This is a genomic window from Salimicrobium album, assembly GCF_900107115.1.
In the GTDB taxonomy this organism is placed as follows: Bacteria; Bacillota; Bacilli; order Bacillales; family Halobacillaceae; genus Salimicrobium; species Salimicrobium album.
On record NZ_FNOS01000006.1, the window covers coordinates 62,000 to 80,230 of the forward strand.

General features: G+C 47.3%; 18 protein-coding genes and 1 riboswitch. Of the genes, 13 read left to right on the forward strand and 5 right to left on the reverse strand.

Annotated elements, in window-relative coordinates; all coding sequences use genetic code 11:
- Position 1: 1 nt before the first annotated feature.
- Positions 2 to 1,129, reverse strand: coding sequence for a conserved virulence factor C family protein (locus tag BLU03_RS11560; RefSeq protein WP_008591220.1), 1,128 nt, complete (start codon positions 1,127 to 1,129; stop codon positions 2 to 4).
- 129 nt (positions 1,130 to 1,258) lie between these two features.
- Between BLU03_RS11560 and BLU03_RS11565 the strand changes: the two genes are divergently transcribed.
- Both BLU03_RS11565 and BLU03_RS11570 read left to right on the forward strand, forming a co-directional pair.
- Entirely contained in the window at positions 1,259 to 2,170 is a 912-nt protein-coding gene (locus BLU03_RS11565; RefSeq protein WP_093107911.1) for an ABC transporter ATP-binding protein, read from the forward strand.
- On the forward strand, positions 2,154 to 3,101 hold the full coding sequence (locus tag BLU03_RS11570; protein WP_176765469.1) for an ABC transporter permease: 948 nt from the start codon (positions 2,154 to 2,156) through the stop codon (positions 3,099 to 3,101). The genes BLU03_RS11565 and BLU03_RS11570 overlap by 17 nt, the downstream gene beginning before the upstream one ends.
- A gap of 81 nt (positions 3,102 to 3,182) precedes the next feature.
- Here the strand turns inward: BLU03_RS11570 and BLU03_RS11575 are convergent, their stop codons facing one another.
- Positions 3,183 to 4,658 carry a catalase gene (locus BLU03_RS11575; protein WP_008590953.1) on the reverse strand — a complete coding sequence of 492 codons (1,476 nt, stop codon included), beginning with the start codon at positions 4,656 to 4,658 and terminating at the stop codon, positions 3,183 to 3,185.
- A gap of 319 nt (positions 4,659 to 4,977) precedes the next feature.
- On the opposite strand from BLU03_RS11575, the gene BLU03_RS13715 reads away from it, so the two are divergent.
- The 4 genes from BLU03_RS13715 to BLU03_RS11595 all read left to right on the forward strand — a co-directional run bounded on the left by BLU03_RS13715 (position 4,978) and on the right by BLU03_RS11595 (position 9,020).
- Positions 4,978 to 5,124: a hypothetical protein gene (locus tag BLU03_RS13715; protein ID WP_008590955.1), complete on the forward strand. Its 147-nt coding sequence runs from the start codon at positions 4,978 to 4,980 to the stop codon at positions 5,122 to 5,124.
- A gap of 214 nt (positions 5,125 to 5,338) precedes the next feature.
- Complete coding sequence (locus BLU03_RS11580; RefSeq protein WP_322787584.1) at positions 5,339 to 6,136, forward strand: SDR family NAD(P)-dependent oxidoreductase; 798 nt, start codon at positions 5,339 to 5,341, stop codon at positions 6,134 to 6,136.
- A gap of 275 nt (positions 6,137 to 6,411) precedes the next feature.
- Positions 6,412 to 7,560 (forward strand): AI-2E family transporter, encoded by a 1,149-nt coding sequence (locus tag BLU03_RS11590; RefSeq protein WP_093107915.1) that lies wholly within the window; start codon positions 6,412 to 6,414, stop codon positions 7,558 to 7,560.
- A gap of 317 nt (positions 7,561 to 7,877) precedes the next feature.
- The gene (locus BLU03_RS11595; protein ID WP_093107917.1) at positions 7,878 to 9,020 is read left to right on the forward strand and encodes an acyl-CoA dehydrogenase family protein; all 1,143 of its coding nucleotides are present in this window, start codon (positions 7,878 to 7,880) and stop codon (positions 9,018 to 9,020) included.
- A 49-nt stretch (positions 9,021 to 9,069) separates the two neighbouring features.
- Here the strand turns inward: BLU03_RS11595 and BLU03_RS11600 are convergent, their stop codons facing one another.
- Positions 9,070 to 9,489, reverse strand: coding sequence for a DoxX family protein (locus tag BLU03_RS11600; protein ID WP_093107919.1), 420 nt, complete (start codon positions 9,487 to 9,489; stop codon positions 9,070 to 9,072).
- 101 nt (positions 9,490 to 9,590) lie between these two features.
- Between BLU03_RS11600 and BLU03_RS11605 the strand changes: the two genes are divergently transcribed.
- A complete protein-coding gene (locus BLU03_RS11605; RefSeq protein ID WP_093107921.1) occupies positions 9,591 to 10,487 on the forward strand; it encodes a DUF1002 domain-containing protein in 897 nt (298 codons plus the stop codon).
- 38 nt (positions 10,488 to 10,525) lie between these two features.
- Here the strand turns inward: BLU03_RS11605 and BLU03_RS11610 are convergent, their stop codons facing one another.
- Positions 10,526 to 11,095, reverse strand: a complete 570-nt coding sequence (locus BLU03_RS11610; RefSeq protein WP_093107923.1) for an SCO family protein — start codon at positions 11,093 to 11,095, stop codon at positions 10,526 to 10,528.
- A 584-nt stretch (positions 11,096 to 11,679) separates the two neighbouring features.
- Between BLU03_RS11610 and BLU03_RS11620 the strand changes: the two genes are divergently transcribed.
- The 3 genes from BLU03_RS11620 to BLU03_RS11630 all read left to right on the forward strand — a co-directional run bounded on the left by BLU03_RS11620 (position 11,680) and on the right by BLU03_RS11630 (position 14,779).
- Positions 11,680 to 12,822 carry a trans-sulfuration enzyme family protein gene (locus BLU03_RS11620; RefSeq protein ID WP_093107927.1) on the forward strand — a complete coding sequence of 381 codons (1,143 nt, stop codon included), beginning with the start codon at positions 11,680 to 11,682 and terminating at the stop codon, positions 12,820 to 12,822.
- A gap of 76 nt (positions 12,823 to 12,898) precedes the next feature.
- Positions 12,899 to 13,009: riboswitch (SAM riboswitch) on the forward strand.
- Between the two features lie 106 nt (positions 13,010 to 13,115).
- Complete coding sequence (locus tag BLU03_RS11625; protein ID WP_076571902.1) at positions 13,116 to 14,429, forward strand: O-acetylhomoserine aminocarboxypropyltransferase/cysteine synthase family protein; 1,314 nt, start codon at positions 13,116 to 13,118, stop codon at positions 14,427 to 14,429.
- Positions 14,430 to 14,560: 131 nt separating this feature from the next.
- Positions 14,561 to 14,779, forward strand: a complete 219-nt coding sequence (locus tag BLU03_RS11630; RefSeq protein ID WP_076571900.1) for a hypothetical protein — start codon at positions 14,561 to 14,563, stop codon at positions 14,777 to 14,779.
- Positions 14,780 to 14,823: 44 nt separating this feature from the next.
- On the opposite strand, the gene BLU03_RS13720 is transcribed toward BLU03_RS11630, so the two are convergent.
- Positions 14,824 to 14,979, reverse strand: coding sequence for a hypothetical protein (locus BLU03_RS13720; RefSeq protein ID WP_159435691.1), 156 nt, complete (start codon positions 14,977 to 14,979; stop codon positions 14,824 to 14,826).
- A 120-nt stretch (positions 14,980 to 15,099) separates the two neighbouring features.
- On the opposite strand from BLU03_RS13720, the gene BLU03_RS11635 reads away from it, so the two are divergent.
- Genes BLU03_RS11635 through BLU03_RS11645 form a run of 3 tightly spaced genes read left to right on the forward strand, consistent with a single transcriptional unit; the run spans position 15,100 to position 18,143 of the window.
- The gene (locus BLU03_RS11635; RefSeq protein WP_076571898.1) at positions 15,100 to 15,633 is read left to right on the forward strand and encodes a methyltransferase family protein; all 534 of its coding nucleotides are present in this window, start codon (positions 15,100 to 15,102) and stop codon (positions 15,631 to 15,633) included.
- Between the two features lie 16 nt (positions 15,634 to 15,649).
- Positions 15,650 to 17,134, forward strand: a complete 1,485-nt coding sequence (locus BLU03_RS11640; RefSeq protein ID WP_093107929.1) for a phytoene desaturase family protein — start codon at positions 15,650 to 15,652, stop codon at positions 17,132 to 17,134.
- 16 nt (positions 17,135 to 17,150) lie between these two features.
- On the forward strand, positions 17,151 to 18,143 hold the full coding sequence (locus BLU03_RS11645; RefSeq protein WP_093107931.1) for a sodium:calcium antiporter: 993 nt from the start codon (positions 17,151 to 17,153) through the stop codon (positions 18,141 to 18,143).
- Positions 18,144 to 18,231: the final 88 nt, after the last annotated feature.

Here is an 18,231-nt window from a genome sequence, read left to right on the forward strand (position 1 = left end):
CTTATTTATTTTCTTTCGTTTTCGTAGCCTGGGTCATCTGATACCAGACGGATCCTTCCGCTGCGTGACCGCCTTCGATCCGTTCGATGGCCATTCGGATCTGCAGGCGCACTTCAAATTCCGGATCGTCTTTTGCTTCCTGAAGAGCAGGAAGCGCCGTTTCGTCCCCTACTTCATAAAGGTACATAGCTGCTCTCCAGCGGACGATTTTACTCGGGTCCTTCAGGGATTTTATCATATGAGGAATGGCATCGGTGGATCCGATGTCGGAGATGCAGTCCCCGGCGGTTCTTCGGACGGTGACGGTCTTGTCAAAGAGCGCTTCATAGAGATAAGGGAGTACTTCCTCATCTTCGATCATCCCGAGATAAGCAGTCGCAAGCCTTCTTATCGAAGCTTTTTCATCATGCAGGGCTTTATGGAGTACGGGTAAATCTTCAAGCGTCGGGTGCATCTGATCGAGCGCCTGATAACGTATCCTCCAGTCGGAATCATCCAGTGTGGAAAGCGTAACCGGACTCTCCTGCTTTTCGGTTTCATTCCGGAAAGCGAGTTCCACCAGGCGGGCAAGACGTTCTTCGTCATAACTCGCGGAAATCTCCTCCTGCACCTGCCGGCCTACTTCTTCTGCATCTCCGTAGCGGGAGGCGTCCTCCTCCCACTTCCTTTCCATAATCATGTTTTCGGAAGCTTCGGACGCTTTCATGGCTGCGTTTGTGAACCTCTCGGGGAGGGCCACTCTCGTTTCCGTTTCCCCGTCCTGCAGCTTGATCTGCATCGGGATATTGCGGAATTTCTGAATGAATACCTGAACTTCCCCGAAACTCTCCTCAGGCTCTTCGCGGGAAGCTTCGCCCTGAAGTCCTTCATCCGAACCGAGAGCGTCCCGTACTTCCGGGAGGATGTCTTCCCATGATACTTTCGGATGACGTTCAAGAGCAAGGAAGTCCAGCACGTGGTAAATCCCTTTCACTCCGTTTATGTCAAAGAGCTGACGGGCCCATGAAGGGAAAGAAGATATATCTCCGTCTTTTGTATAGTTGTATGTCTCGCTCTGAGGCAGACTTTCATCTAAATTGATTTTCATCGAATTGGGACTGGGAGTCGGTTCGATAGATACGATCCTCATGCATAGCACCTCCGTTATTTGTATCATATCAAAGTTTCAGAGTGACTTCTATCATTCAAGTTTTCGACGAAAAAATGAAACATTTTTCCAAGTCCTTCGTATACAGGGGATGGGAAGGGGAGATTTAGTATGGAGAGCATAATGAAGCTTGAAAAAGTGAACAAGACAATCGGTTCTCATCACGTCATCAAGGACCTGAGTTTTGAAATTTTTCCCGGGGAAGTGTTCGGATTTCTCGGACCGAACGGAGCGGGAAAAACCACGACGATCCGTATGATGGTAGGCCTCATGAGTATGAGCAGCGGCGATATCGTCATTGCCGGCAACAGTATACATAAACAGAGAAGTAAGGCAATGGAACAGGTCGGGGCGATCGTTGAGAACCCCGAAATGTACCCATTCATGAGCGGTTGGAAAAACCTTGTACACTTTGCCCGGATGGGGAAGGATGTAACAGAAGAAAGAATCATGGAAGTCGTTCAGCTCGTCGGTCTGGAGAAACGGATCAATGATAAAGTGCAGAAATACTCTCTCGGAATGCGTCAGAGGCTCGGTATCGCCCAGGCTCTGCTGCACCGTCCTTCCGTCTTGATTCTTGATGAACCGACGAACGGGCTCGATCCTTCGGGAATGAAAGAAATACGGGCGTATGTAGAGCGCCTCGCCAAAGTGGAAAACGTGGCTGTAATTGTGTCGAGTCACATCCTCTCCGAAATGGAACTGATGTGTGACAGGTTCGGAGTCATCCATAACGGCGAACTGGTCGATATCCAGTCCGTGAAGGACGCCGTCGCAGACGCGGAAATGGAAGTCAGTATCGAAGCAACTCCGCTTGATGTGGTGGAGCGCATCCTCAAAGAAGAGACGAAAAATGTGATTACGAAAAAACAGCGTTGCCATATTGTCCTTGAGAAAGACCGGATTCCGGACATTACGACGAAGCTGGTTGAGAATAACGTCAGCATTTATAGTATATATACCGAGAGGAAAACACTTGAAGACGAATTCCTGAAGGTGATTGGAGATGGTGTCATTGATTAGCCTGATTCGGAACGAATGGATGAAACTGTTCGCTCAGCGCTCTACGTGGATAGGAATTATTTTGTTCGTCTGTCTCATCACCGGGTTTGCGTTATTTATGACGACCGGTCCTTCTTCCTCCGAACAGTACGGAAGTGACTGGAAGCAGGAATTGCAGCAGGAAAATAAAGAGATGAAGAAACAGATAGAGGAAACACCGTCCACAGCCGGGTTCAGACAGGATCAGATAAAGAAGAATGAATACCGGATTGAAAACAATATCGCTCCGAATGAGTTCACCGGGTGGAAATTCGTACAGGAAAACCGGATGTTCGTTTCGCTGATCAGTCTATTTACAATTATTATAGCTGCAGGCAGTATCGCTAATGAGTTCCGTTGGGGATCGATTAAGCTGCTGCTCATCCGGCCGGTGTCACGCACGAAAATTCTATTCTCCAAGTTCATCACTCTGCTTCTGTTCGCTTTGCTTCTTCTCGTCGGTCTGTTTGTATTATCGATGGGACTCGGAGCTTTATTATTCGGCCTCGGTTCATGGACGGACCCATACGTATTTATGGAGGGCGGTGAAGTGAAAGACACTTCTATCATGGCTTTCTCTCTTATGCAGTATGGCTTCTCCTCAGTAAATCTGCTTATGATGGTAACATTCGCTTTTATGATTTCGGCCGTCTTCCGGAACAGCGCGCTTGCTATAGGAGCGGCTGTATTCCTGATGCTGAGCGGGAACTCGATCGTCGCTTTCTTTTCCGACAAAGTATGGGCGAAATATATCCTGTTCGCCAATACGGATCTGAACCAGTTTGTCACGGGCACACCATTAATCGAAGATTTGACTATGACTTTTTCTGTTTCGGTACTGATTGTATATTTCCTCGTTTTTCTTGGGGCCGCCTGGCTCGTATTTACAAAACGGGATGTTACGAGTACTTAAATTTTAAATCGCTTCTTTCATATGGAAGCATTAAAAAACTCCGACCATTGAATGAGAATGGTCGGAGTTTTTCAGTATTAATTATTTTTCTTCTTTTACTTCATCCGGTACCTGAAGGCCGAGACCTTCGGCGACACGGGTTCCGTAATCAGGGTCGGCTCTGTAGAAATGAGCGATCTGACGAAGCTGGATTTCCTCTGAAGTCACCGGTTCCATATGACCTACTACGGCATCAATGAGACGATCCTGCTCATCTTTACTCATCAGACGATACAGATCTCCTGCCTGCGTATAGTGATCGTGGTCCGGGTAAGGTACGCTATCGGCATAGCCTTCCACTTCGAACGGATTGATCTTCGACGTATCATCTTCTTTCGGAAGATGATCGTAGCTGTTCGGTTCGTAGTTGTAATTGCTTCCTCCGTTGCCGTCTACACGCATGTAACCATCGCGCTGATAGTTATACTGTTCGTTTTTCGGACGGTTTACGGGAATCTGTTCATGGTTTACACCGAGACGGTAGCGCTGAGTATCGGAATAAGAGAACAGACGGCCCTGAAGCATTTTGTCCGGAGAAGCTTCGATGCCGGGTACGAAGTGAGCCGGGGAAAGTGCAACCTGCTCCACTTCGGCGAAATAGTTTCTCGGATTCCGGTTGAGCGTCATTTTACCGACTTCGATACGTGGATAGTCTTTCAGAGACCATATTTTCGTAACGTCAAACGGATCCCATTTGTATGATTTCGCATCCTCAAACGGCATAATCTGTACGTATAGCGTCCAGGAAGGAAAATCACCTTTATCAATAGCGTTGAAAAGATCTTCCGTGTGATAGTCAGGATTCGTTCCGGCAATTTCATCCGCAACGGAAGCGTCCAGACCTTTCACACCCTGGTCACTGACGAAGTGATATTTAACCCAGAATGGTTCTCCTTCGGCATTCACCCACTTGTAAGTATGACTCCCGTACCCATTCATGTGACGGAAAGTAGCGGGGATACCGCGGTCTCCGTGAAGGTATGTCACCTGGTGAAGAGACTCGGGGGAGTGAGACCAGAAGTCCCATACCATGTTTTTGTCTTTCAAGTTTGTCTGAGGGTTTCTTTTTTGCGTATGAATGAAGTCAGGGAACTTGATAGCATCGCGAATAAAGAAGATAGGGGTATTATTACCTACAAGATCGTAGTTTCCCTCTTCTGTGTAAAATTTAATGGCGAAACCGCGCGGATCACGGACGGTATCGGCTGAACCGGATTCCCCTGCGACAGTGGAGAAACGGATGAACATATCCGTCGCTTTTCCTTTTTCACTGAGAAAGTCCGCTTTTGTGTAATTGGAAATTTCATCATTTGTTACTTCGAATGTACCGTAGGCTCCGGCACCTTTGGCATGTACGACTCGCTCAGGAATTCTTTCGCGGTCGAAGTGGGCCAGTTTTTCCAGCAGGTGTACATCCTGAATCAATCCAGGACCGCGACGACCGGCTGTGAGTGAGTTCTGATTGTCTCCAACGGGTGCGCCGCTCGAGGTAGTAAGACGATTGTTCTTATCTGTCATAATCCAAAACCTCCTGTATAATTTCTACAATATCCATTATAACAAATGCCCGTTTAAAATCAATGTTTTTTTATAATGATTTTAAATAGATGGCGATTCATGCTTTCGCAGATGCTTCGAGGAGAAGGTCGTGGAAAGAGGATTACGTGTGTTAATAAAAGGAAATAACAGGTGAGTATTTTCTTAAAAAATATAGTATTTTTCTCTTTACAATAAAGGGACTATCTATTATATTTGGGGAACCACAGGAAATCGGTTTCCACTCTTGTCTGTGGTGGAAGCGGAACCTGTAATAAACTGAATAAAGGAGGGAAAAAATATGACACTACTGTACACGAAAGCCCGTGAACTTTTTGAGGAAGATTTCAAAAAGAATCCAGTCGCTAAAGAAAATGCAAAACCAACTTCGGGTGTGAAGCAGACACGGAGCGGTAAATTGTTCCGGAAGCCTAACAAGCGCAAGTAATGGTGATGCAGTGGTGGAGTTAACTCTATGAGAAAAAATAAGCAGTTCTGTTTAGGACTCTTAATAAACGAAAGTCATTAGGTCAGCGTCTTTGAGTGAGCAAAAAATGCTCAGGACGCTGATTTTTTTACATATAAAATGCTCCGCCTGTCTTTACTGTAATAGTTTACGTACGGCTTCTTCAGGATATAGATAGAAGAAATAACAGATAGGAGTGGAGAAATTGCTATTTGCTGATAATGCGTTTAAAGGGAAACATATAGTAGTCACCGGAGCGTCCAGAGGAATCGGCAGGGAAACGGCCATTCAGCTGACCAGGGCCGGAGCGTCGGTTACGCTTACAGGCAGAAACCGGGAAAGATTAGAGGAAGTACAGAAAGAATGTGAAAATGGAACAGGGGAAACGCAGATTGTGGTGGCAGACCTTAATCAGGCAGCAGATCGGCAGGAGCTGGTTGAGAAGTCTCTCGAGTTTCTTCCGGTATATGGACTGGTGAATTCAGCCGGCGTCCTCAGCACTTATTACCTTGAGGATATTCCGGAAGAAGAGCTGAGGAAAGCGATGGAAGTGAATTTCTTCTCGCTGACTCTACTCACTCAGGAATTTTACACGGAAATGAAAAAGAGGGAAGAAGGAGCCATCGTCAATCTCTCCTCCCTTTCCGGTCTGAGAGGGACACACGGGAACGTGGCGTACTGTGCTTCCAAATTTGCCGTGACGGGATTCACCCAGTCGCTTGCCCATGAAGCGATCCGCTCCAATATCCGCGTGAACGCCGTAGCACCCGGTTTCGTCGATACAGAAATGGGGCGGAAGGCCGTCGCTGCAAAAGCTGAGAGGGAAGGACGGAGTTTTGAAGAACAGTGGGAACTGGCCCAGTCCGGGAATCCGTCCGGCAGAATTACGACTGCCGGAGAAGTGGCCGGTACGATTCTGTTTCTCCTCTCCGAAGCTTCCGAAAATATTATCGGGGAATCAGTGAAAATATCCGGAGGAAGTGTCATGAGATAGTTTGTATTTCCGTATCAAGGGAATTATATTTTTAAGAAAATACGAGCTCATTAAAAGGAGGAACGTTTGTGGGACGTCTTTTAAAACGAATAATCAAATATGGACCGATGCTCTATCCGCTAATCCGCAAGTTTATGAGAAGAAAGCGCTGAAGCGTTCCGGTCATTATAAAATAAGCGTGGATCCGGCGCTTATTTTATTTTATACTGCGGGCTTTTCAGTATAGGCAGATAACTTTTGTTATACTTACAGGTAGAAAAAAAGGGGGGAGAGTCATGGAAGAATGGGATAAATCGAGAGTAGTCCGCTTTTTCGGGGGCCGGGGACTTCTTTACATACTTGGAGTACTTCTGCTCATCGGGGTGAACATCGCCGTGTATTCGAATATATCTTTTATATTCGATCCGCTGTTCGTTTTTATAGAGACGGTAGCACTACCGATCATTCTGGCCGCCGTCGTATACTATCTGCTCCGCCCTGTCATCACTCTGCTCGAAAAAACCGGTATCCCCCGTATCTGGGGCATACTGATTACCACCATAATCGTTGCGGGTCTCATCACCCTGCTCGTCTTCCTCGTCATTCCGTTTTTTGAGCAACAGTTCATGAAAATGGTGGAGGAGCTGCCTGATTACGTTATGCAGGTGGCGGAAGGTCTGGACGAATGGCTCAAAAATTCTATATTCGCCTCCTACTATAATGATCTGTTCGGTGATTTCTCACAGACGCTGAATAACCTGCCGGAAAACTTGAGTACGTATATCGGGGACGCGCTTTCCGGGATTACGAGCATTATATCGGCGGTCACTACTATAGTCATCGCTATCATTACACTGCCTTTCATTCTGTTTTACCTGCTCAAGGATGACCATAAGCTTCCGGGTGCGATGCTGCGCATTCTTCCGCCACGTACACGGCCGGAAATGAAAGAGATGTTCCGGGACATCGATCGGCAGCTGGCTGCCTATATCCAGGGGCAGATTATCGTCAGCTTCTGTATCGGTCTCATGCTGTACGTCGGATTTCTGATCATTGGCATCGATTACCCGGTAGTTCTTGCGGGTATCGCCAGCGTGACGAGTGTCGTTCCCTATCTCGGCCCTACGATCGCGATCACTCCCGCACTCATTATTGCGCTCGTGACTTCCCCGTTCATGCTTATAAAGCTTGTGCTCGTATGGACCGTGGTGCAGCTTTTGGAAGGCAAGTTCATTTCTCCGCAGATCATGGGAAAACGGCTCCACGTCCACCCTGTCACCATCATTTTTGTTTTGCTCACTGCCGGCCATCTGTTCGGTATTATCGGAATTATACTGGCCATTCCGGGATATGCCATTCTGAAGGTTATCGTTTCCCACCTGTTCCACTGGTTTCAGAGACGTTATAACAAATTTGCTGTCGGAAACGATAAATACGACCTTTAGTTTCAAAAAAATCGTCTTTTTTCCGAAAAAAAGATTTAACAGCAGAAGAAGAGGGAAAGAAAATAAAGGTGAATTTGAAACGTTCAGGTCTGCTTTTCGTATACACAGTAGAGAGGTCACGGTCATACTTTTTTTGGATGAGGTGAGGCAACGGTGAAAAAACTGGATGAATTGATTCACGATTTGCGTAACATAGGTGTGGAAGTGGAAAAAGTATACAAGCTCTCAGAGGGGAAATAAAGACGCTCATCACGAGCGTCTTTATTTGGATAGGTTTCGGTTTATGAATACACGAAAAAGGAGAGGAGACAGATATAGTGCTTACGAAATGGGTATTTACAGAAAGACAGGCTAGTCTCATCGAAAAAGCGGAACGAATTAAAGAAACGGCTTATGCACATGCCGAAGAAGCGGACGAAAATGCTTCCTTTCCGGACGAGGTCATGGACAAAATCAAAGAGGAACAGTACCCTTCTCTGCCTCTGATACAGAACCTGGGAGGAGAAAACATAACTTTGTACGAATTTCTGCTGATGCAGGAGAAGATCGCCGAAGGGGACGGTTCTGTCGCTCTTTCCATCGGCTGGCACATGGGAGTCATGATGGAACTGCGTGATGAAAGACCGTGGCAGGAAGAAAGGCTGGACCGGTTAATGAAAGAAGTGGCCGGGGAACAGAAAGTACTCAACCGTATCGCCTCCGAACCGGCTACCGGAAGCCCGACGCGTGGCGGCATGCCGGAGACTACGGCCAGAAGGGAAGAGAACAGTTATATACTGACCGGAAGGAAAACGTTCGCTTCTCTTGCCGATCATCTTGATTATTATCTTGTTTCTTCTTATGTGGAAGACATCGATACGATAGGCTGGTTCCTTATCCCGAAACAGACAGCGGGCGTGTCCGTCGAGAAAACATGGGACACACTCGGTATGAGAGGTACGGAGAGCGACGATCTGCTGATGAAAGATGTGATGCTTCCGGTGGACGCTCTGGTGGAAACGAAGTCCTCGAAGCCTCCCGTACCGAAAGGATGGCTGCTTCACATACCGGCCTGTTATCTCGGAATCGCTGTAGGAGCCCGGAACGAAGCTGTGGAATTTGCGAAAAATTTTCAGCCGAACAGTCTCGATACCCCAATCAGCGAAGTGCCTCATATTCAGGACAAAATCGGTACGATGGAGTGGAAACTTCTGCAGGCTCACAGTTTTCTCTATGATACAGCAAGAAAATGGGATGAATATCCGGAGCGGAGAAACGAATGGGCGGAGGAATTAGGGGCCGTGAAGCTGGCGGTCACCAATGCCGCCCAGGAAGTGGTGGATCTCGCTATGAGAATCACCGGAGGCCGCGGCCTCTCCAGGCGTCAGCCGTTCGAAAAATATTACAGAGATGTAAGGGCAGGTCTTCATAATCCGCCGATGGACGATGCTGTCATCAGCATGCTCGCCAGAAATGTATAGCTGTTCATAAAATAAAAGAGGGCCTGCGGAGGCCCTCTTTTATTCGCGCTTACTCTCTTTCGACGTTTTTCTCCCGTGTATCGTACGTACGGCGCCACGGAGAATCTTTCGTTACGTATATGACCCACCATATAAGGAGAGGCTGGAAAAGCGGGCGCAGCCAGAGAGCAGTGAGACTGGTGTTTTCCGTCCACGGGGCTGGCACCTGCTGGATGGCTGCGTAAATGTTAGCCGGCAGAACTACGACGAGGAATACGGCTGTTGCGAGTCCCGCCGCTTTTCTCGTATGAGGGAAAATAAGCAGAAGGGAGAGCAGCCATTCCGTAATTCCTGTAATATAAACGAGCTCGTAGCGGAAAGGGAGAAACTCGGGGATCATCGCCGCAAATCCGCTGTCATAAATAAAGTGAAGAATTCCTGCGGAGAATAGCGCACCTGCAAATAAGTAAAGGCCGATCGTTTTAATCATCGAAGACAATCCTTTCGTGTTGGATTTATATTACTGTTATTCATTCAGTTCGGTTATAATAAGTATAGGTCTATTACATTTTTTTAAGGAGAAGATTAACGATGAAACTAATGAAATACTGGCTGCTTACGGGCGTTGCGCTGGTGATGTTCCTTTCTGCCGCCGTTTCTGTACAGGCTTCGAATTCCAACAGTATTAATGAGAAACTCGGTCTGCCTATTGTAGTGTACGGAGATGCCTTATCTGAAAGCCAGAGGTCGGACGTCAGTGACCTGCTGGAGACTTCGAAACATGAGCAGCTGGACGAATTTACAGTGACAGGCCAGGATATAGCTGAATATATCGGCGGCAATCCCAACTCCAACATGTACTCCTCGGTAAAAATCATTCACCAGGACAGAGGCGGGCTGAATGTTGATATTGTGAGTCCCGACAACATTACAGAAGTTACCCGGGAGATGTATGAAAACGCCCTGCTGACGGCGGGAGTGGAAAACGCTGAGGTGCTTGTAGCTTCATCAGTCGCTGTGAGTGGCCATTCGGCACTGACAGGCATTTACAAAGCGTACGATGCGAAAGGTGCTTCTCTCGATAAAGACCGGATGCAGGTGGCAAGCGAAGAACTGGATGTAGCCACTTCCATCGGGGAGAAAGAAGGAATAAGTAAGGATGAAATCAGCAGTCTGCTTACGGAAATCAAAAAAGCTATTGCCGAGCAGAACCCTGCCACCCGGGAAGAGGTGGAGCAGATTGTAGAAACGCAGCTTGACTCGCTGCAGATCGAGCTCAGCCCGGAGGACAGAAAAAGGTTGACCGATTTGTTTGACCAGATGCGAAATCTGAATATAAATTTCGATGAAATGCAGAGTCAGCTCGATGACTTGGCCAGTGGGTTCCAGGATCTTATCAATGACGAAGGGTTCTGGAATAACATTAAGACAGCCGTTCAGGACTTCCTCCGTTCCCTGCGCAACTTCATAGATTCAGTTCTGAATTGACAGAGTAAAGAGAAGCGCTCCACAGGCGCTTCCCTTTTTTAGTTTTTCACTATTTTTGCATCTTCTACAATTTGTTCATAAGGCACGTCCTGTACCCCGTCATAATATTTCTTAATCGTGCCTTTTTCATCTACAAGAAAGAACTGGGTGCCGTGTGTCACCTGGTCCTGACCTTCCGGCTTATCTACGATAATATGGAAACTATCTTTGGCGAAAGATTCAATGGTCTGCTGATCGTAACCGGTGACGAAGGTCCAGTTAGAGAAATCCACTCCCTGCTCTTTACCGAAGGACTTCAACTTTTTCGGATCATCGACGGTCGGGTCGATACTGAAGGAGACGAATTCCACGTCCACCCCTTCTTCTTCCATCTTCTTCTGAAGCTGCGCCATATTTCTCGTCATAGGCGGACAGACAGTGTTACAGGAGGTGAATACGAAATCGGCAATCCATACTTTCCCTTCCATACTTTCCATACTGAAGGACTCCTTGGCCTGGGTAGTGGCTTCAAAACTCCCGGTTTCCCAGTCCACCGGGTCCTCAAGTTCTTTTTGGTCGCATGCTGCAAGAAACAAAGTGAATAATATAAGAATCCATAGTTTTTTCAACGAGGGTGAAGCTCCTTTCCGTATGTATCTTTTATTAGTGTAACTACTCGCGTGGCGATGTACAATGAACAAATTGAGAACTTTCACTTTTTCTCCATATGCTCTCCTCATCGGGCTTAGCCCGGAACTTCTAACCGAATGGTTCCGCTTTTCTTTTGTCCAGCTGCAACTTCCAGAAGCTCGTGACCTAAGCAGTACCCTTATTTTCGGGATAGGGCACCCGAAAAGTAAGCCTCCTGCTTACGCCAGCGCTTCTAAACGGAAGTTTCCGCTTTTCATGATCCAGCTGCAGCGTCCAGAAATTCATGTCACAAGCAGCTCGGACCAGTGAAAGGAAAGGTCGTCTTTCACGTGACCGGTCTGCTTGTGCCTTCATTTCTAATCGGACGCTTCCGCTTTTCTTTGTCCAGCTGCAACTTCCAGAAGCTTGTGACCTAAGCAGTACCCTTATTTTCGGGGTAAGGCACCCGAAAAGTAAGCCTCCTGCTTACGCCAGCGCTTCTAAACGGAAGTTTCCGCTTTTCTTTACAACTGTTCGATGTGCAGATATACTGTTACGAAACGATAAGCGGAGGGGTTTATTCATGAGAGATTCATCATTTTTCACTAAAGTTGTTCATCATAAAGCTGACCAGACGGCTGCGGTCCACAGTAAGGCGACGCCTATTTATCAGACTTCGGCCTTTACGTTCAAGGACCTGGATGATCTGGAGAAGTATTATGAAGGAGAGACATCCTACCTTTATTCCAGGGAAAGAAACCCGAATCCGGAAGAGCTGGCCGAGGGTGTTGCTGCTCTTGAAGAAGGAAGCGCGGGAGTTGCAGCAGCTTCGGGCATGGCAGCGATATTTGCGGGAATTCTTTCCGTCGTAAAGCCCGGCGATCATATCGTAGCTGCTGAGGATGTGTATGGCGGGACGCACAACCTTCTCTCTCATGAATTGCCTTCTCTCGGCATTGAAGTAACGCTCACATCTTTCCGTGACCAGAAAAGCATAAAAGGGGAAATACGCCCGAACACGAAATTGCTTTATTCAGAATCAGTGACGAACCCGTTCCTCCGGGTGGAGGATATGACAGTTCTTCAGGAAATCGCCGGTAAAAATGATTTGAAAATTATGATAGATAATACGTTTGCCACACCTTATCTGCTGAGGCCTTTACAGCAGGGCGCCGACCTCGTCGTCCACAGCGCCACGAAGTATCTCGGCGGTCACAGTGATGCGACAGCAGGAGTGCTTACAGGAGAAAGAGAGCTCGTAGAGAAAGCACGCCGAAAAATTGTCTCCCTCGGCTCTAACCTGAGTCCGTTTGAAGCATGGCTGACGTATCGCGGTACGAAAACGTTAGGAATCCGTATGGAAAAACAGTCCCGGAACGCCCAGGCTCTTGCAGATGCCATGCAGAGAAATGCAGATGTGGGGAAAGTTTATTACCCGAAAAACGTATCGGCAGAAGGTAACGGCGCCATCGTTACGATAGCACTGAATAAATCTATAGATATGAACACCTTCTACCGGACGCTCGGCTGGATCAAGATTGTGCCGAGTCTTGCCGGAGTTGAAACGACCGTTTCTGTTCCTTCACGTACGTCTCATCGTGCCCTTTCCGATAAAGATAAAGAAAGATTCGGAATCGACGACCACATTGTCCGGGTCTCTGTCGGAATCGAAAGTTCGGACGATATCTCCGCTCAGTTGGAACAGGCAATCGAAGCCTCTAAATAAGAATTTTCTAAAAATTATTGACTTTTTCGGATGCTTCCGTATATAATGCAAAGCATACCATTTAATTGAATAGCGACTCTTATCAAGAGCGGCTGAGGGACTAGGCCCTGCGAAGCCCGGCAACCTTCAAACATCGGTTTGAAAAGGTGCCAATTCCTACAGATCTTAGAGGTCTGAGAGATAAGGGGAGGATGTAAGTATATTTAACGTAAACCTCTTCTTATCGAAGGGGTTTTTTGTTTATATCTCTTCACTCAGACCCTCTGCCATACATTATACAGGAGGGATTTTTTATGACTGAACAATTTGGAAATTACGATCTGGACACGCTTGCCCTGCACGGGGGACAGGAAGTGGATCCGGCAACGGGTTCGAGAGCCGTACCGATCTATCAGACGACGTCCTACGTATTCGATGATACCGAGCACGCCAGGAACCTGTTTGGCCTGGAGGAGCCCGGAAATATTTATTCAAGAATCGGCAACCCGACCGTAGATGTTTTTGAGAAAAGAATTGCCCTTCTTGAAGGCGGTACGGCTGCTGTGGCTACTGCCTCCGGAATGTCCGCCATTGCATACTCAATACTGAACGTTGCCGGAGCAGGAGACGAAATCGTGGCGGCAGGTAACCTGTACGGAGGAACGTATAACTTATTTGCAAAAACGTTACCTCGTTACGGTATTGACGTGAAATTCGTCGATCCGGAAGATCCCGTGAACTTCAAAAAGGCGATTACGGATAAAACGAAGGCGGTATTTGCGGAGACGATCGGTAACCCGAGCCTGCACGTGCTTGATATTGAGCAAGTGTCTGAAATTGCCCACGAAGAGGGTGTACCGCTAATTATTGACAATACGTTCGCGAGTCCGGTCCAGTGCAAGCCGCTGCAGTGGGGTGCGGATATCGTCGTTCACTCGGCAACCAAATGGATCGGCGGTCACGGTACAGCTATTGCCGGAGTAGTCGTGGACGGGGGTACCTTCGACTGGGCGAACGGAAAGTTTCCGGGCTTTACAGAGCCGGACGACAGCTACAACGGTCTCGTTTATTCGAGAGACCTCGGGGAGGTGGCATTTGCCACTAAATTCCGGGTGCAGCTCCTTAGGGATATGGGGGCGTGCCTCAGTCCTCAAAATGCTTTCCTTCTGATTCAGGGGCTGGAGACACTGTCTTTACGCATTGAACGTCATGCTGAAAATTCCCTGAAAGTGGCTAAGCATCTGCAGGCGCACCCGGACGTGGAATGGGTCTCCTACCCGGGTCTTGAGGGTCACCCGGCACATGAACTTGCCGATAAGTATTTGCAAGTCGGCTACGGAGCTATCGTTAACTTCGGTATCAAAGGAGGAAGAGAGGCCGGAAGAAAGCTGATCGATAACGTCTCTCTCTGGTCTCATGTTGCGAACGTAGGGGATGCGAAGTCTCTGATCATACACCCAGCGTCTACTACGCATCAGCAGCTGTCCGCAGAAGAACTGGCGGCAAGCGGAGTGACAGAAGAACTGATTCGTTTGTCCGTAGGAATCGAATCGGTCAAGGATATCATCAATGACCTGGATGAATCGATTGAGAAGGCGACGGACAGGGCGGCTGCAGGCAAGTCATAGGCCTGCATACTGCGCCTAGGCTCGAAAAAAAGTATATTTCTGCCGGATTAAGAAGAAAAGCACCGGTTTTGCATCTGGACATTTAGGGGAAAGGATAGGTAAGAGTCCAGTTTACAAAATGGGGTGAAGTCATGTTTTATTCGCTGACGTTTCAAAAAATCGTTCTATTCGCATCAATAGGTCTTATTATAGGTGGATTAATCGGTTTTGCAGGAGTACTGGGATTTGATCTGGATGGATCCATTTTCATCATTTCCGTACTGCTCAGTATGCTTCTTGTATTTGCTGCAGCAATGTTTGCGGAACTGTATCACATCCGGGAAGCGATCAACCGCTCCCGCAACCGCTAGGCGAGCCCGTTCAAACGGCTCGCTTTTTCTTTGGTATATTTATTTCACAAAAGAAACCAGGGGCTGAGTACGAGCAGCAGGAGATAAAATATTAAAATTACAGAAAAAACGATATAGCTTATTTTTGTGAGCTTTTTAAAAATGATGAAGAAAGTCGCCAGCACGGTTAAAATAATGCCCAGTGAATAAAGCAGTGCCATATGGATGTCCCCTTTCCTGTATGAATATACGTAGGTATTTCTATTGTTGCAAAGGAAAGGTTTGTATCTGCCCGCTTTAGGGAAACGGGAAGGAACCGGATACAGTCAGGAGCGTGGGCCATGATCGAATTGTTGTTTGGAGCTGTCTCCCTGGTGTGGCTGATGGAGTTCCTCGTTTACTCCTCGCCCGCGTCCCGGCAATCGGAGAAAGTATCTTTCTGGTATATCTTTTCAGCCATGCTCGTAGCAGTGGCAGTGATTCTTGGAGTGGATATGTGGAAAGTGGACGTCCCGGCAGTGAAATGGACGGGTCTCTTTTTTTACGGAGCCGGCGTAACGCTGCGTCTTTCGGGTATTATGCATTTGAAAGAACAGTTTACAAGGAACGTAAGCGTAAGAGAAGGTGATTATCTGGTCAGCAGCGGCCCGTATCGCATATTGCGTCATCCGCTATACACCGGACTGTTAAGCATTGTCATCGGTTTTGCGCTCAGTAACGGCAGTCTATTCGGACTTCTCGTGGGAAGCGTTCTTATAGCCGCAAGTCTTATATACAGAATTAAACTGGAAGAGGCGATGCTTACGAGACAGTACGGAGATGAGTACGCGCAGTGGTGCAGGATAAGATATCGGCTGATCCCTTTTCTTTATTAATATGGAGGTGCTAAGTATGGCGAATCAGAAAGCGGTAGTAGTAGGAGCAGGTCTAGGCGGTATGTCGGCAGCTATACGATTGAAGGCGGACGGTTATGATGTAACGGTTCTCGAGAAAAACGAAAATATCGGTGGAAAACTGAACCAGAGATCCGGGAAAGGATTCACTTTTGACACGGGTCCTTCCATCCTCACCATGCCCTGGGTCCTCGAGCAGCTGTTCGAAAGCGTGCATCGTGATATACACGATTACATAACTATCAAAAGGGTCGAACCTCAGTGGCGGACTTTTTTTGAAGATGGCAAACAGCTTGACGTAACGGGTGATTTGCCTACGATGCTTCAGGAGATGTCCAAAGTGACGGATCGCCCGAACAGTTCACTGACAAGCTTCTTATCGTACAGTCAGGATATGTATGACCTGTGCCTGAAGAGTTTCTATAAATACAGTATCTCGGGTCTCAGTGATCTCAGGAAACATCACTCCTTCAAAGAACTCATGCAGATGGACCCCATGAAGACGGTGGCTAAAGCGAACCAGGAGCATCTGGACAACAAGCATCTGGAGCAGTTATTCAATTTCCTCGTGATGTATGTCGGTTCCAATCCCTACTCCGCACCCGCAATTTTGAACCAGCTGGCGTATGTGCAGCTGGGGCTCGGCATCCATTATGTCGAAGGAGGCATGTATCAGATTGCGGAAGCAATGGGAAAAGTGATGGAAGAACTGAAAATAGACGTTCATCTTGAGACACCTGTCTCTCATATAGTGACAAAAGGAGAAGAAGTGACCGGTGTGGCTACTGCCAGCGGTACGATGGAAGCGGATGTCGTCGTCTCCAACCTGGAGGCGATTCCTACGTACCGTTACCTGGACGGCACGAAGAAAGGGAAGAAAGAAGCGAAACAGCTCGAGAAAAAATATGAACCGACAGTTTCAGGACTTGTATTATTACTGGGGACGAACAAAAAGTTCGAACAGCTCGAACACCACAATTTCTTCTTCTCCGACGACCCCGAGAAGGAATTCAAGGAAATTTTCGATAAAGGGAAGCCGGCCGAAGACCCGACTGTCTATATAGGTGTGTCGTCCAGATCGGATGAAACCCAGGCCCCGGATGGGAAAGATAATCTGTTCGTCCTTACTCACGTTCCACCTCTCGAAAATAAGAAAAGAAAAGGCTGGGACTGGGAAGCATACAGAAAGACGGTCATTGAGAAACTTGAACGTATGGGGCTCGAAGGCCTGGAAGACTCCATCGATTTTGAATACCAGTTCGCACCGGAAGATCTCGAATCCCTGTACGGGGCAAACGGCGGTTCGATTTATGGTGTCGTAGCGGACAAGAAGTCGAACGGCGGCTTTAAAGTACCGGCTCAGAGCGCTCTTTACGATAACCTCTACTTTGCCGGAGGTTCCACGCACCCGGGAGGCGGAGTGCCGATGGTAACGCTGTCCGGCCAGTTGACGGCGGATTTAATCAAAAGCAAACAACAATAGTTAGGAGTTCAAGTTTATGGCAGTCCTCATATTTTTAGGGTTTTTTGTTTCTGCAATCGCCACTTTTTTCATAGCTTCCAATCTTGCAGTGTTCGGCGATGCAGTAAAGGAGAAAACAAAAGCGACCTCTACTTTTGTGGGAGCTGTAATCGGCATAGCTATTTCTCTTCCGGAACTCACCTCGAGTGTGACGGCAGTTTTTATCGATACGCCGGGTCTTGCAGTCGGTAACCTGATAGGTAGTAATCTCTTTAACCTTCTGGGTCTGGCAGTGTTCGATATCATTTACCGGAAACATGAAATTATGACCCGGACTACGGTGGAAAGTAAACTGTACGCCTATCTCGTCATTTTTCTGACGATGATCGTTATAGTTGCCGTGGCTTTTCCGTTGCCCACCCCCTTTCTTCACGTAAGTTATTCTTCGGTCGCTCTCGTATTATTTTATGCAGTCGGAGCCCGATTCATTAATAAGCGTACGGAATACAAAGGACGTAAAGTGAAGAACGAAAAGAAGCAGGAAAGATACCGGGAATATACAAAAAAGCAGGTGCTTACCCGTTTTATAAGTCTCAGCGTCGCCATTATGATTATGGGTAGTATTTTAACGATTACGGCTGAGGAGATAGCACAAATTACCGGACTCGGCTCTTCGTTCATCGGTGCATTCCTCGTCGCGATCAGTACTTCTTTGCCGGATGCGTCGAGTGTCGGTACCGCTTTAAAGATGCGCAACTATAATCTTGCCATCAGTTCTCTGATCGGCAGTAACGCGTTTAATATTCTTATTCTGGCTATTACCGATGTAATGTATTTCCGGGGAAATCTTTTCAGTGAATCGAGCCGGGTCAACGTAATTATCGCTGTAGCATCGATTGTATTTGTACTTCTATTCCTGATTAGTATTTCCAGGAAAAAACCGAAGTACCAGTTTACGTACATGATCCCTTCTTTTTTGATCATAATTCTTTACTTCGCCGTAACACTCTTTTCGTTCCAGATGAAATAGAGAAGTATGAATCAGCATAAAAAAACCGAACCTTTAATCAGGGGTTCGGTTTTTTGTATTGATATGGCGGGCTGTAAGCATTTCCGGT

Bases quoted from the DNA above. Each gene is read 5' to 3' on its own strand.
- BLU03_RS11560 (WP_008591220.1), bottom strand. From the start codon at position 1,129: ATGAGGATCGTATCTATCGAACCGACTCCCAGTCCCAATTCGATGAAA.
- BLU03_RS11565 (WP_093107911.1), top strand. From the start codon at position 1,259: ATGGAGAGCATAATGAAGCTTGAAAAAGTGAACAAGACAATCGGTTCT.
- BLU03_RS11570 (WP_176765469.1), top strand. From the start codon at position 2,154: ATGGTGTCATTGATTAGCCTGATTCGGAACGAATGGATGAAACTGTTC.
- BLU03_RS11575 (WP_008590953.1), bottom strand. From the start codon at position 4,658: ATGACAGATAAGAACAATCGTCTTACTACCTCGAGCGGCGCACCCGTT.
- BLU03_RS13715 (WP_008590955.1), top strand. From the start codon at position 4,978: ATGACACTACTGTACACGAAAGCCCGTGAACTTTTTGAGGAAGATTTC.
- BLU03_RS11590 (WP_093107915.1), top strand. From the start codon at position 6,412: ATGGAAGAATGGGATAAATCGAGAGTAGTCCGCTTTTTCGGGGGCCGG.
- BLU03_RS11600 (WP_093107919.1), bottom strand. From the start codon at position 9,489: ATGATTAAAACGATCGGCCTTTACTTATTTGCAGGTGCGCTATTCTCC.
- BLU03_RS11605 (WP_093107921.1), top strand. From the start codon at position 9,591: ATGAAACTAATGAAATACTGGCTGCTTACGGGCGTTGCGCTGGTGATG.
- BLU03_RS11620 (WP_093107927.1), top strand. From the start codon at position 11,680: ATGAGAGATTCATCATTTTTCACTAAAGTTGTTCATCATAAAGCTGAC.
- BLU03_RS11625 (WP_076571902.1), top strand. From the start codon at position 13,116: ATGACTGAACAATTTGGAAATTACGATCTGGACACGCTTGCCCTGCAC.
- BLU03_RS11630 (WP_076571900.1), top strand. From the start codon at position 14,561: ATGTTTTATTCGCTGACGTTTCAAAAAATCGTTCTATTCGCATCAATA.
- BLU03_RS13720 (WP_159435691.1), bottom strand. From the start codon at position 14,979: ATGGCACTGCTTTATTCACTGGGCATTATTTTAACCGTGCTGGCGACT.
- BLU03_RS11635 (WP_076571898.1), top strand. From the start codon at position 15,100: ATGATCGAATTGTTGTTTGGAGCTGTCTCCCTGGTGTGGCTGATGGAG.
- BLU03_RS11640 (WP_093107929.1), top strand. From the start codon at position 15,650: ATGGCGAATCAGAAAGCGGTAGTAGTAGGAGCAGGTCTAGGCGGTATG.
- BLU03_RS11645 (WP_093107931.1), top strand. From the start codon at position 17,151: ATGGCAGTCCTCATATTTTTAGGGTTTTTTGTTTCTGCAATCGCCACT.